The sequence below is a fragment of the Streptomyces sp. NPDC020801 genome (genome assembly GCF_044334385.1).
GTDB lineage: Bacteria > Actinomycetota > Actinomycetes > Streptomycetales > Streptomycetaceae > Streptomyces.
In genome coordinates this window covers 33,922-48,941 of sequence record NZ_JBIRST010000030.1, presented here as the reverse complement: position 1 = coordinate 48,941, position 15,020 = coordinate 33,922, and the positions used below count along the sequence as shown (strand labels likewise).

At 72.4% G+C, this 15,020-nt stretch carries 11 protein-coding genes; 6 read left to right on the top strand and 5 right to left on the bottom strand.

Annotation, left to right across the window (positions count from 1 at the left end; genetic code table 11):
* Positions 1–66: 66 nt before the first annotated feature.
* Positions 67–2,829: a SpoIIE family protein phosphatase gene (locus ACH4UM_RS37195; RefSeq protein WP_398189621.1), complete on the top strand. Its 2,763-nt coding sequence runs from the start codon at positions 67–69 to the stop codon at positions 2,827–2,829.
* Positions 2,830–2,972: 143 nt separating this feature from the next.
* On the top strand, positions 2,973–3,815 hold the full coding sequence (locus tag ACH4UM_RS37190) for a chitosanase (RefSeq protein ID WP_398189618.1): 843 nt from the start codon (positions 2,973–2,975) through the stop codon (positions 3,813–3,815).
* 59 nt (positions 3,816–3,874) lie between these two features.
* Here ACH4UM_RS37190 and ACH4UM_RS37185 read toward each other — a convergent pair whose 3' ends face one another.
* Positions 3,875–4,111 (bottom strand): hypothetical protein, encoded by a 237-nt coding sequence (locus tag ACH4UM_RS37185; protein ID WP_398189616.1) that lies wholly within the window; start codon positions 4,109–4,111, stop codon positions 3,875–3,877.
* A gap of 85 nt (positions 4,112–4,196) precedes the next feature.
* Positions 4,197–6,041: a glycoside hydrolase family 15 protein gene (locus ACH4UM_RS37180; protein WP_398189613.1), complete on the bottom strand. Its 1,845-nt coding sequence runs from the start codon at positions 6,039–6,041 to the stop codon at positions 4,197–4,199.
* Positions 6,042–6,323: 282 nt separating this feature from the next.
* Here ACH4UM_RS37180 and ACH4UM_RS37175 point away from each other — a divergent pair, with 282 nt between their 5' ends.
* Positions 6,324–6,530 carry a hypothetical protein gene (locus ACH4UM_RS37175; RefSeq protein ID WP_398189610.1) on the top strand — a complete coding sequence of 69 codons (207 nt, stop codon included), beginning with the start codon at positions 6,324–6,326 and terminating at the stop codon, positions 6,528–6,530.
* A 105-nt stretch (positions 6,531–6,635) separates the two neighbouring features.
* Positions 6,636–8,039, top strand: a complete 1,404-nt coding sequence (gene sthA, locus ACH4UM_RS37170) for a Si-specific NAD(P)(+) transhydrogenase (protein WP_398189608.1) — start codon at positions 6,636–6,638, stop codon at positions 8,037–8,039.
* Between the two features lie 20 nt (positions 8,040–8,059).
* Here the strand turns inward: sthA and ACH4UM_RS37165 are convergent, their stop codons facing one another.
* Positions 8,060–8,560 carry a DUF5709 domain-containing protein gene (locus tag ACH4UM_RS37165; RefSeq protein ID WP_398189605.1) on the bottom strand — a complete coding sequence of 167 codons (501 nt, stop codon included), beginning with the start codon at positions 8,558–8,560 and terminating at the stop codon, positions 8,060–8,062.
* 385 nt (positions 8,561–8,945) lie between these two features.
* Here ACH4UM_RS37165 and ACH4UM_RS37160 point away from each other — a divergent pair, with 385 nt between their 5' ends.
* Together ACH4UM_RS37160 and ACH4UM_RS37155 are read left to right on the top strand one after the other, a co-directional pair.
* Positions 8,946–10,418 (top strand): APC family permease, encoded by a 1,473-nt coding sequence (locus tag ACH4UM_RS37160; protein WP_398189603.1) that lies wholly within the window; start codon positions 8,946–8,948, stop codon positions 10,416–10,418.
* A gap of 11 nt (positions 10,419–10,429) precedes the next feature.
* Positions 10,430–11,389: a hypothetical protein gene (locus ACH4UM_RS37155; protein ID WP_398189600.1), complete on the top strand. Its 960-nt coding sequence runs from the start codon at positions 10,430–10,432 to the stop codon at positions 11,387–11,389.
* Between the two features lie 181 nt (positions 11,390–11,570).
* Here the strand turns inward: ACH4UM_RS37155 and efeB are convergent, their stop codons facing one another.
* Positions 11,571–12,851, bottom strand: coding sequence for an iron uptake transporter deferrochelatase/peroxidase subunit (gene efeB / locus ACH4UM_RS37150; protein WP_398189598.1), 1,281 nt, complete (start codon positions 12,849–12,851; stop codon positions 11,571–11,573).
* Between the two features lie 62 nt (positions 12,852–12,913).
* On the bottom strand, positions 12,914–15,007 hold the full coding sequence (gene efeU, locus ACH4UM_RS37145; RefSeq protein ID WP_398189595.1) for an iron uptake transporter permease EfeU: 2,094 nt from the start codon (positions 15,005–15,007) through the stop codon (positions 12,914–12,916).
* Positions 15,008–15,020: the final 13 nt, after the last annotated feature.

Genomic DNA, 15,020 nt, shown 5'->3' with positions numbered 1-15,020 from the left:
GGTCTCCCGCACTCAAGGCAGTGACGGGCCTCGCCTCGCGGGGTCCGGCAGTGTAGACATGGGCACATGGTCCGACTCCCGGGGCGAACCGGCAGCCGGTCGACCCGCTCTCTTCGCGGTCAGCGCCTCCAGTCTGCGCCCGGCGCCGCTCGGCGAGCGCGTGAGCGGGCCCAGCGGCGCCGGGCGGCGGAGCAACGACCGGCCGGACTGCGGTCGGCGCTGCGCGCCCGCAGCGTCGCCGGACAGGTGTTCGTGCTCCAGGTGGCGATCGTGCTGCTGCTGATCGTGGCGGCGGTGGTGGCACTGGTACTCCAGGTGCGCCACGACAGTTCGCAGGAGGCCCGCAACCGGTCGCTCGCCGTCGCCGAGACCTTCGCCAACGCGCCCGGCACCCGCGCGGCGCTCGCCGCCCCGAACCCGACGGCCGTCCTGCAGCCGCGGGCCGAGGCCGCGCGCAAGGCGGCGCAGGTCGACTTCATCGTCGTGATGAACACCGACGGGATCCGCTACACCCACCCCAAGCCGGACCGAATCGGCAAGAAGTTCGTCGGCACCATCCAGCCCGCGCTGAACGGCGGCACGGTCGTCGAGGAGGTCAACGGGACCATCGGGCGGCTGGTGCAGGCCGTGGTGCCGGTCAAGGCGCCGGACGGGAAGGTGGTGGGGCTGGTGTCGGCCGGCATCACCACCAGGAACGTGGGGGGCCTCGCGCACCGGCAGCTGCCCGTCGTCCTCGGTGCCGCGGCCGCCGGCCTCGCCCTGGCCACGGCGGGAACGGCGCTGGTCAGCAGACGGCTGCTGCGGCAGACCCATGGGCTGGGCCCCGGTGAGATGACCCGGATGTACGAGCACCACGACGCGGTGCTGCACTCCGTCCGCGAGGGCGTGATCATCGTCGGTGACGAGGGCGAGATGCTGCTCGCCAACGACGAGGCGCACCGCCTGCTCGACCTGCCCGCGGACGCCGAGCGGCGCCATGTGCTCGACCTCGGCCTCGACCCCGGCACCGCCGACCTGCTGGCCTCGGGGCGCATCGCCACCGACGAGGTGCACCTGGTCGGCGACCGGCTGCTGGCGATCAACCAGCGGCCCACCGACCTCGACGGCGGCCCGTCGGGCCATGTGGCCACCCTGCGCGACTCCACGGAGCTGCGCTCCCTGTCCGGCCGGGCGGAGGTGGCCCGCGAGCGCCTCAGCCTGCTCTACGACGCCGGCGTGGGAGTCGGGACGACCCTGGACGTGACCCGGACCGCCGAGGAACTGGCCCGGGTGGCCGTCCCCCGGTTCGCCGACTTCGTCACCGTCGACCTCTACGACGCCGTCCTCGGCGGCGACGACCCGGAACCGGGGTCCACGCTGCGCCGTACGGCCGCCGGCGGGATCCGCGACGACGCCCCCCTGTACCCGGTGGGCCGGCAGATCCGCTTCGTCGCCTCCTCTCCCCAGGCGCACAGCCTCAAGACCCGCCGCCCCGTCCTCGAACCCCGGCTGGAAGCGGCGCCGGGCTGGCTGGCCCAGGACCTGGAGCGCACCGAGCAGGTGGTGGCGTACGGCATCCACTCGCTGATCACCGTGCCGGTGCGGGCCGGCGCCATGGTGCTGGGCCTGGTCAACTTCTGGCGCTCGGAGAAGGACAAGCCCTTCGACGCCGAGGAACTGGCCCTCGCCGAGGAGCTGGTGGCCCGGGCCGCGGTCTCCATCGACAACGCCCGCCGCTACACGCGCGAGCACGGCATGGCCGTCACCCTGCAGCGCAGTCTGCTGCCGCGCAGCCTGCCCGAGCAGAGCTCCCTGGACATCGCCTACCGCTACCTGCCCGCGCAGGCGGGCGTGGGCGGGGACTGGTTCGACGTCCTGCCGCTGTCCGGGGCACGGGTCGCGCTGGTCGTCGGGGACGTCGTGGGCCACGGGCTGCACGCGGCGGCCACGATGGGGCGGCTGCGCACGGCGGTGCACAACTTCTCCGCGCTGGACCTGCCGCCCGACGAGCTGCTCGGGCTGCTGGACGAGCTGGTCGGCCGTATCGACCAGGACGAGACGGTGGACGGGAACAGTGCCCCCGTCACCGGCGCGACCTGTCTGTACGCGATCTACGATCCGGTCTCCCGGCGCTGCGCCGTGGCCCGCGCCGGCCATCCGCCGCCCGCCGTGGTCGGACCCGACGGCCAGGTCGCGTTCGCCGATGTACCCGCCGGTCCCCCGCTCGGCCTGGGCGGGCTGCCGTTCGAGACGGCCGAGGTCGAACTCGCGGAGGGCAGCCGGCTGGTCCTGTACACCGACGGTCTTGTCGAGGACCGGGAGCGGGACATCGACACCGGCCTGGAGGAGCTGCGCACCGCGCTCGCCACGGCGGGCGGGTCGCCCGAGGAGACGTGCCGGGCCGTGCTGGACACCCGGATGCCGTTCCGGCCCAGTGACGACATCGCGCTGCTCGTGGCGCGCACTCGGGCGCTGAGCGCCGATCGGATCACCGAGTGGCAGGTGCCCGCGGACCCCGCGGCCGTCGGGGACGTGCGGGCGCTGGTGAGCCGGCAGCTGGCGGAGTGGGATCTGGAGGAGCTGACGTTCACCACGGAGCTGATCCTCAGTGAGCTGGTCACCAACGCGATCCGCTACGGCGGCGCGCCCATCCGGGTGCGGATGCTGCGCGACCGTTCGCTGATCTGCGAGGTCTTCGACAGCGGCAGCACCTCGCCGCACCTGCGCTATGCGGCGACCACGGACGAGGGCGGCCGCGGGCTGTTCCTCGTGGCGCAGCTCGCCGAGCGCTGGGGCACCCGCTACACGGCCGGCGGCAAGGTCATCTGGGCGGAGCAGCCACTGTCTTAGCGCATCTGCCCGGTTCGCGCTCGTTCGTTTCTACGAATTTGCCGCCAGAAGGGTGACCATCCGTTCGAGCTTCTGATAGGAAACCTTCCTATCAGTGCACGCACGGACCAACTCACAACCCCCCACCGTCACTTGGAGCCCTCGTGGAGCATCCGAACCCCGGCCGGACCGCGCCGGCCGGCGCCTCCCGCCGCACCGTCCTCGCCCTGCTCGGCGCCGCCCTGGCCGCCGTCCCCCTGCTCGACGCCCCGCGTGTCCTGGCGGCCCCGGCCGCCGCGCCGGGCCTGGACGACCCGGCGAAGAAGGAGATCGCCATGCAGCTGGTGTCGAGCGCGGAAAACTCCTCGCTCGACTGGAAGGCGCAGTACAAGTACATCGAGGACATCGGTGACGGCCGCGGCTACACCGCCGGCATCATCGGCTTCTGCTCCGGCACCGGCGACATGCTCGACCTGGTCCAGCTCTACACCGACCGCAAGCCCGGCAACGTCCTGGCCAAGTACCTTCCGGCGCTGCGCCGGGTCAACGGCAGCGACTCCCACGACGGGCTCGACCCGAACTTCCCCAGGGACTGGCGCAAGGCGGCCCAGGACACGGCCTTCCAGCAGGCCCAGAACGACGAGCGCGACCGCGTCTACTTCAACCCGGCGGTCGCCCAGGGCAAGACGGACGGCCTGCGCGCGCTCGGCCAGTTCACGTACTACGACGCGATTGTGATGCACGGCGACGGCGACGACCCCACCAGCTTCGGCGGCATCCGCAAGCGGGCCCTGCGCAGCGCGAAGCCGCCGGCCCAGGGCGGCGACGAGGTGACGTACCTGAACGCGTTCCTGGACGCGCGGGTGTGGGCCATGAAGCAGGAGGAGGCCCACAGCGACACCAGCAGGGTCGACACCGAGCAGCGGGTGTTCCTGCGCAAGGGCAACCTCGACCTGAACCCGCCGCTGGACTGGAAGGTGTACGGGGACCCCTACCACATCGGCTGACGCGCAGCGGCCGGCCCGGTCCCGCCGCGGGGACACGGGCCGGCCCGGTACGTGTGCCGTCAGCCGCCGTCCAGTCGGGAGCGGAGCAGCTGCTTGCCCAGTTCGGCACCCTTGCGGCTGTCCGCCTGGGCCTTGCGGAACAGGTCCACGACCTCGCCGTCCCTGGCGCGCTCGGCATCCTGGATGTAGTGCTCCAGGCGCAGCGCGTTGTCCAGGCACGCCTCGACGTACCAGATCAGGTCGTAGTCCTTGTCCTGCGTACCGGTGACGTCACCGGTCTCGGTTCGGCTCGTCATGCGGGCCTCCTCCTCGGTGGGGTCTTCGACGTCCGTCTTCGGTGCCTCGCCGGGTACCCTCGCGGGCCGCGGCGCACACCCCGGGTCAGCCGAGGGCGCGGTCGAGGTTGTAGGCGGCGCTGATCAGCGACAGGTGCGTGAAGGCCTGGGGGAAGTTGCCCTGCTGCTCGCCGGTGCGGCCGATCTCCTCGGCGAACAGGCCGAGATGGTTGGCGTAGGTGAGCATCTTCTCGAAGGCGAGGCGCGCCTCGTCGAGGCGGCCGGCCCGGGTGAGGGCCTCCACGTACCAGAACGTGCAGATGGAGAACGTGCCCTCGGCGCCGTGCAGCCCGTCGGGGCTGGTCTGCGGGTCGTAGCGGTAGACGAGGGAGTCGGAGACCAGGTCCTCGGTCAGTGCGTCCAGGGTGGAGAGCCACTTGGGGTCGGTGGGCGCGATGAACTTCGCCAGCGGCATCATCAGCACCGCGGCGTCCAGCACGTCGCCGTCCTCGTACTGGACGAACGCCTGCCGCCTCGCCGACCAGCCGCGGTCCATGATGCGGCGGTAGATCGCGTCCCGCGACCGCCTCCAGCGGGGCAGGTCGGCGGGCAGTCCGCGGCGGTTGGCGAGGCGTATGGCCCGCTCGATGGCCACCCAGCACATCAGGCGCGAGTACAGGAAGTTCTTCCGGCCGCCGCGCGTCTCCCACACGCCCTCGTCGGGCTGGTCCCAGTTCTCGCAGACCCAGCCCACCAGCGCGCACACGTCGTCCCACTGGGCGCTGGAGATCGGCTGGGCCCACTTGTCGTAGAGATAGATCGAGTCGATCAGGGCCCCGTAGATGTCGAGTTGGAGCTGGTCGGCGGCGGCGTTGCCGACCCGGACCGGGGCCGAGCCCTGGTGCCCCTCCAGATGGCCGAGCTCCCGCTCGGGCAGTTCGGTGCGGCCGTCGATGCCGTACATGATCTGCAGCGGGCCGGTCGCCTTGCCGTCGCCGGGGCTGATGTGCCGGGTCACAAAGCGCATGAACGCCTCGGCCTCGCCGCTGAAGCCGAGCCGCAGCAGTGCGTAGACGGCGAACGCGGCGTCGCGCACCCAGACGTAGCGGTAGTCCCAGTTGCGCTCGCCGCCGAGCCGTTCGGGCAGGCTCGTGGTGGGCGCGGCGACGATGGCGCCGGTCGGGGCGTAGGTGAGCAGTTTCAGGGTGAGGGCGGAGCGGTGGACCATCTCCCGCCAGCGCCCGCGGTAGCGGGACTGCGCCAGCCAGCGCCGCCAGTACGCCACCGTGGCCGCGAACTGCTCCTCGGCCTCGGTGTGGGCGCACCGGCGCGGGGCCACGTCGCCGCCCACCTGGTCCAGGGCGAAGACCGCCGACTCGCCCTCGGCCAGTTTGAAGTCCGCCAGGACGTCCCCTCCCGCGGTCTCCAGGGGCACGGTGGCCGTCAGGGCGAGGGCCCGGTCCGCCGACTCGAACAGGACCAGACGGCCCTGCGTCCGGACGGTGTGCGGGTCGGCGCCGTAGTTGAAGCGGGGGGCCACCCGGGCCCGGAACGGGATGGTGCCGCGCACGCACAGCACGCGCCGGATGAGCCGGTGCCGCTCGGCCTCCCCGGCCTCCGGACGGTCCGCGGTCACCGGCATGAAGTCCTGCACCTCACCGACGCCGTCCTCGGTGAAGAACCGGGTGATCAGCACATTGGTGTCGGGGAAGTAGAACTGCTTGGTCCGCGCCCCCTCGGCCGCGGCGAGCTCGAAGCAGCCGCCCCGGTCGGCGTCCAGGACGGAGGCGAAGACGCTGGGGTCGTCGAAGGACGGGCAGCAGTACCAGTCGATCGTGCCGTCGGTGCCGACCAGGGCGACGCTGCGCAGGTCGCCGATCAGGCCGTGGTCGGCGATCGGGACGTAGCGGGTGGCGCCCGGCTCGGGCTCGGGGCTCGGGGTGTCGGCCATCGCGGCAGCCTCCCTGTCTGGGCGCGCGGACAGCGTCCGGAGCTCGGAGCCGGGCCGTCCCGCCCGCTCCGGCTCTTCCAGCTTAGGAGCGGACGGCGCGGAGGGAGGTTTTCGGGCGGGCCGGGCAGGTACCCCTACGGCGGGCCGGGGCGCCCGGCCGGTGCGCCGAGCCCTTCCGGATGCAGGGTGCGGCCCGGCGGGCAATCGTTGGAGAAGGTCGTGGTCCCGCCGGCGGCGAGCAGTCCGGACCCGGGTGGACCCGGCCGGACCCGAGGAGGACACATGTCGACGTCACAGCCCGATGCATCCCGCTCGGCCGGGGACCGGTGCACCCCGGACAACCTGCTCCACGCCCGTACCGGCACGGACGTCTCTCCGGAGGACGTGGTGCTGGCCGCGGGCCGCGACATCACCCCGCGCAACCTGGAGTGGGCCAGGCGCAAGATCGAGACGGAGGGCCCGGCCGCCCTGGACAAGCTGCTGCCCTGAGATCCGGCGGACCGCGGTCCGCCGCCGGGTGGGCGGGAAGAAGGGACCGGGGTCCTGGCTCCGGTCCCTTCCGGAGGAAGGCATCGTGCTGTCAGACTCCGGAGCGTGCGCGACTTCGACATGCTCGTGATCGGATCCGGACCGGGTGGCCAGAAGGCCGCCATCGCAGCGGCCAAGCTGGGCCGCCGGGTCGCCGTCGTCGACAGCCCCGACATGGTCGGCGGGGTCTCCATCCACACCGGCACCATCCCCTCCAAGACCCTGCGCGAGGCGGTGCTGTACCTCACCGGGCTCACCCAGCGCGATCTGTACGGGCAGAGCTACCGGCTCAAGGAGGACATCACCGTCGCCGACCTGACCGCCCGGACCCGGCACGTGGTCGGCCGCGAGGTGGACGTCATCCGCAGCCAGCTCTCCCGCAACCACGTGTCCCTGTTCGCCGGCACCGGCCGCTTCGTCGACGACCACACCGTCGCCCTGCGCGAAGTCACCGGCCACGAGCGGCTGTTGAGCGCCGGACACATCGTGATCGCGACCGGTACGCGGCCGGCGCGGCCGGGCAGCGTGGAGTTCGACGAATCCACCATCATGGACTCCGACAACGTGCTCGCGCTGGAGCGGGTGCCGCAGTCGATGGTCATCGTCGGCGCCGGGGTCATCGGCATGGAGTACGCATCCATGTTCGCCGCGCTCGGCAGCAAGGTGACCGTGGTCGAGAAGCGCGCGGGCATGCTCGACATGTGCGACGTGGAGATCGTCGAGTCGCTGCGCTACCACCTTCGGGACCTGGCCGTCACCTTCCGGTTCGGGGAGACGGTAGCCGCCGTGGAGCGGCACCGGGGCGGCACGCTGACGGTGCTGGAGAGCGGCAAGCGGATACCGGCCGACGCGGTGATGTACTCGGCGGGGCGGCAGGGCCTCACCGACGGACTCGACCTGGCCAAGGCCGGGTTGACGGCGGACGCGCGGGGGCGGATAGCGGTCGACGAGCACTACCGCACACAGGTGCCGCACATCTACGCGGTCGGGGACGTCATCGGCTTCCCGGCGCTCGCGGCGACCTCGATGGAGCAGGGGCGGGCGGCCGCGTACCACGCCTGCGGGGAGCCGGTCGGCCGGATGCACCACCTGCAGCCCATCGGGATCTACACCATCCCGGAGATCAGTTTCGTGGGGCGGACGGAGGACCAACTGACCGAGGAGTGCGTGCCGTTCGAGGTCGGGGTCTCCCGCTACCGCGAGCTGGCCCGCGGGCAGATCATCGGTGACTCGCACGGCATGCTCAAACTGCTGGTCTCGCCCGGGGACCGCACCCTGCTCGGGGTGCACTGCTTCGGCACCGGAGCCACCGAGCTCATCCACATCGGGCAGACCGTGATGGGCTGCGGCGGCACCGTGGACTATCTGGTCGACGCGGTGTTCAACTACCCGACGCTGGCCGAGTCGTACAAGGTCGCCGCCCTGGACGCGACGAACAAGCTGCGGCAGATCGACCGGATCGAGGACTGATCCGGGCGACCCCCCGGCGGTCAGGACCAGGTGCCGTCGGGCAGGTTGCCGTCCGGCAGGGCGCGGTCGTCCTCGACGATGTGCACGGCGGCCTCCTCTGCGCCGGCGGCTCCCGCGTCGATCCCCACGTCGGCGGCCACCTCCTCCTTGGTGGTGTCGGCGTGCGCACCCTCGTCCGGAGCCACCAGGCGGCCGGCGCGCACCGTGCCCGCCTCGGGGTCGACCGGCTCGCCCTCGCCGCCGGGCAGGTCGCCCACCCCGTCACCCTCCGGCTCCCCCACGTCCGGCCGCTCCTGGGCCAGCCGCTGGTCCAGGCTCTCGCCCTCGTGCTGCTCGGCGGCCGTGGTGCCGTACTTGGTCACGCCCAGCGGCTTCTCCGGCGGGGAGTACCCCTCGTCGAGGGTGTCGTCGTAGGTCCGCTCGCCGAGCGCGTCCTGCATGTCCAGCGCCGCGGCGTCCTCCTGCTCCTCGTTGGTCCCGGTGGGCTGGTAGACGTCGTCGGCCATCGGATCGGTGCTCACGGGTTCCTCCCTCGCGGCGAGACGGTGCCGGCGGTGCCGCCGACGCCGGTCCGCGTTTCCCCGTACGGCCGTCCCAATCAAGGTCCGTGGCAGATGCACTGGTTGAACTCCGTACAGCGAGCGGAGAATTACCCTCCGGTCACGCTTGAAAGGCGTACGAGCAGGGCTATCATCACACCCACACACGGTGTGACCGTTCGCCGACGCAGCGGGTTCGACGGTGTCGCGCGGTCGCCAACCCTTCGCTCCAGCACCCCTTTTGTTCTCCGGTGCCCGACCCGGGGCCACCCCCCGCGCGGATCCTCGCCGGCCATCACCCCCCACCCCCCTACGCCGCCGGTGCGTGAGTGCCCCGGCGGCGTGCACGACGGAAAGCAGCGCATCCATGAGCAACAGCAGGGGCAGAGGGCTGCAGGCAGGCGCCCTCGGTACCTTCGACACCGTGGTGATGGCCGTGGCGGGCAGCGCCCCCGCGTACTCGCTCGCGGCGACCACCGCCGTCCTGGTCGGCGCGGTGGGACTGGCCAGTCCAGCGGCACTGCTGTACTGCGCGATACCGATGCTGGGCATCGCGCTGGCGTTCAGCTACCTCAGCCGCATCGACGTGAACGCGGGCGCCAGCTACTCCTGGGTGGGGCGGACGCTGCACCCCTTCCTGGGCTTCATCAGCGGCTGGGCCCTGGTGATCTCGGCGACCATCTTCATGGTGGCCGGCTCGCTGCCGGCCGGCTCGATGACGCTCGCCCTCTTCGACGAGCGGCTCGCCGACGACACCGCCCTGTCGACCGTCGTCGGCGCCGCGTGGTTCGTGCTGATGCTGCTGGTGGTACTCGGCGGCGCCCGGCTCACGATGCGCGCCCAGCTGATCATGTCCGGCGTCGAGCTGGCCGTCCTCGGCCTGTTCGCGGTGCTCGCCCTCTTCCACACGGGCAACGCCCGTGCCTTCGACTGGTCCTGGCTGGGCTTCGGCCACTTCGACGGGGTGTCGGGATTCGCCTCGGGGGCACTCATCGCCGCGTTCTACTACTGGGGCTGGGACGTCACGAGCAACCTCTCCGAGGAGACCCGCGACAGCCGCCGCACCACGGGGCTCGCGGGGCTGGTCGGCGTGGGCGTCGTGTTCCTGCTGTTCGAGGTGTTCACCATCGCGGTGAACGTCATCCTCTCCTCCCGGCAGATCCAGGAGAACGACGCCAATGTGCTGGCCGTGCTGGGTGAGGAGGTCTGGCCGGGCTGGGGCGGCAAGCTCCTGACCGTCGCCGTGATGCTGTCCACGATCGCCACCTTGGAGACCACACTCATCCAGGTCACGCGCTCCCTGTTCGCGATGGGCCGGGACCGTACGATGCCGTCGGCGCTGGGCCGGGTGCACCGCAGGTGGAACACCCCGTGGGTGGCCGTCGCGGTGGTCGGCACGGTGGCGCTGGCGATGTTCATCGCCTCCAACGCCCTGGGCACCGTGGGCGACATCCTCTCCGACGCGATCTCGGCGATCGGTCTGCAGATCGCCGTCTACTACGGGCTGGCCGGCCTCGCGGCCGTCGTCGCCTACCGCAGGAGGCTGCTGAAGTCCCCGGCGAACTTCGTCCTGGGCGGGCTGTGGCCGCTGCTCGGCGCCCTGTTCATGTTCTGGATATTTGCCGAGTCGCTGGGCGAGCTGAGCCCGGCGGCGGTCTCCATCGGCATCGGCGGGCTCGCCCTCGGGCTGGTGCCGATGCTGTGGTACTGGCGGCGGGGCAGCGACTACTACCGGCCGGCCAGGCTGGACGCCGCCAGGGCGATCGAGGCCGACTACGTCGCCCCCGGGCGAACGAGTGAGCAGTTGCGGGCGTACGAGGGTCTTCCCACCGACTTCTGAGGAAGAACCCGATGGCGCGAGACCACTACACCCCCGACTTCGACCCCGACTGCGGGGACGCACCCCTCACCGACGCCCACAACGACATCGTCATCGGCCGCTGGCAGGGCCTGCGCGAGCTGCTGCGCGACACCGGTGCCGACTGGGCCGTGCGCGGCCACCGGATCCGGCTGCTCGCCCAGGCCTGTGCGGGCAGCTCGACCGTGGAGTCCTGGCTCGCCGCCGAGCCCCGCAGTGCCGACGCGCTGGTGCTGCGGGCGGCGACGGAGACGGCACGGGCGTTCACCCTGGCCATCTCCGCGGGGCGGGGCGTACCGATCGAGCAGGACCGCATCGACAGCGCGGTGCTGGCCTGCCTGCGGGCCGCGGAGGCCTGCCCGGAGGACCCCACGCCGTGGATCTCACTGATCTCGGTGGCCCGGCTGTATCCGGCCGGGGTACGACGGCAGGAGCTGGCACGCTGGTGGGACGAGCTCCACCGGCGCGACCCCTACAGCGTCGAGGGCCACCTCCAGGTGCTGTACTACTACTCCGCGCGCTGGCACGGCACCCACGGCCTGATGTACGACTTCGCCCGCGACGCCGCCGGCGTGGCCCCGCCCGGCTGCGCGCTGCCGGTACTGGTGCAGTACGCCCGGGTCGAGGAGTTCCGTTACGTGCTGGACGGCGCCGGGGGGCAGCAGTCGGCGGTGGGCTTCGGCCAGCACTGGGACCACGACGGCACGCTCAGCGACGTACGGCGTACCTGGGAGCGCTGGATCACGGGACGCGGTCAGGCCGCCGTGGACCCCGTCGAGCTGCGCGACCTCAACTACCTGGCGCACGCGGCCTGTCACGCGGGCGCCGGTGACATCGCCGCGGCCCTGCTGCGGATGCTGGGCAGCCGGGCCACCCGGACCCCGTGGGCGTACACCGGGGATCCGGCCCGGCAGCTGGTGCGGTGGCGCAAGGAGCTCGGGCTGCGGACGTGACGCCTGGCCCGGGCCCCCGATTGGGGGGGCCGGGCCGGGCCCCGGAGCCTGGGGGCGACCGGACTCCGTGGGCGCCCGGAAGCCCGCAGCCGCTCCGTTCGTGACGCGGTCGTTCTTGACGCGGCCGTTCGTGGCCGCGGGTGGGGAGGAAGGTTCCTGCCCATGGCCACGGGAGGTGCGGTCAGGCGGAGAGCAGTCCGCGGCCGAACCAGTCGGCGGAGTTCCGCACGCCCGGCAGCACGAAGAAGTAGCCGCCGCCGGTCGGGGAGATGTAGTCGACGAGAGGCTCGTCGATCAGCCGGGTCTGGGTGGCCTCGAACTGGCGGACGACGTCCTGCTGGTAGCAGCAGAAGACCAGGCCCATGTCGAGGTTTCCGACGTTGTCGACGCCCCGGTCGTAGTTGTAGCCGCGGCGCAGGATGCGCGAGGTGTCGGTGGCGGCGGTGCGCGGGTTGGCGAGCCGGATGTGGGCGTCCAGCGGGATCGCGGTGCCCTTGGGGTCCTTGGCGTAGTTCGGGACGTCTCTCTCCCGGGCGCCGTCGAGCGGGGCGCCGGTGTCCTTGCGGCGGCCGAACATCTTCTCCTGCTCGGTCAGTGAGACCCGGTCCCAGAACTCCACCAGCATGCGGATGATCCGGATCACCTGATAGCTGCCGCCGGTCGCCCAGGCGGGCTCGCCCTGGCCGTCGCCCACCCAGACCAGGCGGTTCGTCTCCCGGGCCGAGGCGATGTCCGGGTTGGCGATGCCGTCCTTGAAGCCGAGCAGGTTGCGCTGGGCGCCACTGGGGCGCGGGGTGTTCTGGAAGCCGTCGATGCGCCACTTGATCTGCATGGCGCCGCGGGTGTGCCGGGCGATGTCGCGCAGCGCGTGCAGCACGGTGTCCTGCCGGCCCGCGCAGATCTGCAGGGACAGGTCGCCGTGGCACTCGGCCGCCCGCAGGCTGTCGTTGGGGAAGGTACGCATCGGGGTGAGCCGGCGCGGCCTGGCCCTGGCCAGGCCATAGCGGTCGTCGAAGAGGGAGGCGCCGACGCCGACGGTGACGGTGAGGGCGTCGGTGGGGATCTCCGGGCCGAGGATGCCGCTGTCGGAGGGCGGGGCGCCGACGCCCAGGTCGGCCGGGGCGCCCCCGGCGGTGAGGAAGCGGGCCCGCTCGGTGATCGTCTTCAGCAGGTCGGCCAGTTGCCCGCGGTCCTCGGCCATGACGTCGAAGGAGACGAAGGTGGCGGCAGCGGGGGCGGGGGTGAGGACGCCGGCCTGGTGGACCCCGTGGAAGGGGACCTTCACCGCGTCGGCGGCGTCCGCGGCCTGCGCCTGGGTGGGGACGGTCTGGCCGAGGGCGAAGCCGCCGCCGGCGAGGGCCGCGCCCGCGGCCCCGGCGCCCAGGGCCGTCCTGACGAAGGTGCGGCGGCCGCGACCGGCGGGACAGCCGCCCTGCGGGGCGGACGTTTCGGCGGACGGCATGGAGCGGTTCCCTTCGGTGCGTATGGTCGCGGTGCCTGCGGTTCCGGCACGTGGGGTGGTCATCAGGCCGACTTCCGGATCTCCAGCAGGTCCGGAACGGGGGCGAGGTCTTCCAGGAGCTGTCCGGTTGCCCCGTTCAGCCGGTCCCGCGTGGTCTCGTCGAGCCGGTCCACCGGGGTCCAGGAGTCACCGTGGTGCGCCGCGTCGAGCAGCTTCTGCAGCCGGGCGACGTCCGCGTCGACGGTGGGCAGCAGCTGGGGGGCGCGTCCGGTCAGCAGCGGCTTGAGCACGGTGAGCAGCTCCCGGGTGCCGGTGAGGTTGGCGTCCGCGGTGGCCAGCTCGGTGCCGCTGCCCTGGTCGGCGTGGCCGGTGAGCTCGAACTGCAGAGTGTTCTCGAGGATCTCGTGGGCACGCAGGGGCAGGTCGCCCGGGTCGAAGTCCTGGGTGGGGAAGGCCTTGCGCAGGCCGGCGGCGTCGGCGGCCAGCTGCTGGGCCGGGGCCTTGAGCCGGTCCGCGCCCTGACCGTGCCACAGGCCGTACTCGATCCGGTGGAATCCGGTGAAGCCCCGGTCCTCCACTCCGCCCGGGAGCCCGTCCGGACGGCCGTTGATCTTCTTGTCGAAGTCCTCGAAGGTGCCGTAGGCGGCGCCGAGGGAGCTGTAGGTGCGGTGTGCGGTCAGCCAGTCGGTGCGGGCCGCGTCCAGGTGGCCGCCCTGGATGTCGTCGTTCAGCTTGCCGGTCTGCGCGACGAGGGCGGCCAGACCCTGCTCGACGTACTGCTTGTACTGCTTGAGCGGGGTGGCGAGATCCTGCGCGGAGACCGGGACGACCGCCCTGGCCCCTCCCCCACCGCCGACCCGGACGGCCTTGGAGGTGACGGCCGTGCCGCCCGTGGGTACGCAGCGCCAGGCGTAGCTGCCGCCCGCGACGGTGGCGACCAGGTCACGGGTGGTGCCGGGGGCCAGGCCCTCGATCTCGCCGTAGACCGCGCCCGTGGCCGGGTCGATCAGGTAGACCTCGGAGGTCCTGGAGCCGGTGTTGTGCATCTGGAAGGTCCGTCGGCCCGGCCTGGGCGCGGTGAAGCCCTTGCCGCACTCGGTCTCGGAGACGGCGACGGTCTGCGCACCGGCGGCCTTGGGCCGGCCCAGGGCGACGGTGAGCCCGGCCACGACCGCGGGCACGGTGACGACGGCCACGGGGACGACCCACGCGGGGCGGCGACGGGGCACGGCGGGCGCCTTCGGCACGGCCTGCCGGTCCTTCGCCTCACCCTGGGGCCGCGGCTCCCCCGCCTCACCCCGGGCCTGCGGCGTCGGCGCGGCGGGAGCGGGCTCCGGGGCCGCCGTGGCCCGTACGCCGCGCACGAACAGGGTCATCACGACGGCGAGGTAGCCGGCGTAGCCGAGCACCTGGAGCCAGGTCATCGTGGGAGTCAGGTTGAACACGCCCTGGACCAGCGTGCTGTACCAGGAGCCGGCGTCGACACTGCCGCCGAGGTCGACGGCGTACGCCGCCTTGCCGGGCAGGGCCCCGCCTTCCTGGAGGTCGCGCAGGCCGTAGCCGAGGACGCCGGCCGCGATCACGATCAGCACGGCTCCGGTGGCGGTGAAGAACCTGGTGAGATTGATCTTCAGCACCCGCCGGTACAGGCCCCAGCACAGTCCGGCCGCCAGTACCAGGCCGATACCCGCGCCGGTGAGCGGCCCGGCGGACTCGCCGGCCGCGCGGGCGGTGGTCCACAGGAACAGGGCCGTCTCCAGGCCCTCGCGGCCCACCGCGAGGAAGGAGGTGAGGATCAGCACTCCCGCGCCCATGGTGAGCGCGCCGGTCACCTTCTCCCTGATCTCGCCGGAGAGGCTGCGGGCCGAGCGCCGCATCCAGAACACCATGGCGGTGACGAACGCGACGGCGACCACGCTGAGGGACCCGCCGAACGCCTCCTGGGCGGTCTCGGAGAGCGATGCGGCGGTGAAGGTGAGGACCGCGCCGAAGCTCAGCGCCACCGCGACGGCCGCCAGGACGCCGGTCCACACCTGCGGCAGCCGGGACCTGGCCCCGGCACGCACGAGGGTGGCGACCAGGATGGAGACGATGAGTCCGCCCTCGAGCCCTTCCCGCAGTCCGATCAGGAAGCTCGGAAAAGCGTCGTCCCACATGCCGTGCGGCCCT

What these genes read in the sequence shown, in the direction of transcription:
- efeB (WP_398189598.1), bottom strand. Translation starts at nt 12,851, where the DNA reads ATGCCGTCCGCCGAAACGTCCGCCCCGCAGGGCGGCTGTCCCGCCGGT.
- ACH4UM_RS37160 (WP_398189603.1), top strand. Translation starts at nt 8,946, where the DNA reads ATGAGCAACAGCAGGGGCAGAGGGCTGCAGGCAGGCGCCCTCGGTACC.
- ACH4UM_RS37185 (WP_398189616.1), bottom strand. Translation starts at nt 4,111, where the DNA reads ATGACGAGCCGAACCGAGACCGGTGACGTCACCGGTACGCAGGACAAG.
- ACH4UM_RS37180 (WP_398189613.1), bottom strand. Translation starts at nt 6,041, where the DNA reads ATGGCCGACACCCCGAGCCCCGAGCCCGAGCCGGGCGCCACCCGCTAC.
- ACH4UM_RS37175 (WP_398189610.1), top strand. Translation starts at nt 6,324, where the DNA reads ATGTCGACGTCACAGCCCGATGCATCCCGCTCGGCCGGGGACCGGTGC.
- ACH4UM_RS37155 (WP_398189600.1), top strand. Translation starts at nt 10,430, where the DNA reads ATGGCGCGAGACCACTACACCCCCGACTTCGACCCCGACTGCGGGGAC.
- ACH4UM_RS37195 (WP_398189621.1), top strand. Translation starts at nt 67, where the DNA reads ATGGTCCGACTCCCGGGGCGAACCGGCAGCCGGTCGACCCGCTCTCTT.
- efeU (WP_398189595.1), bottom strand. Translation starts at nt 15,007, where the DNA reads ATGTGGGACGACGCTTTTCCGAGCTTCCTGATCGGACTGCGGGAAGGG.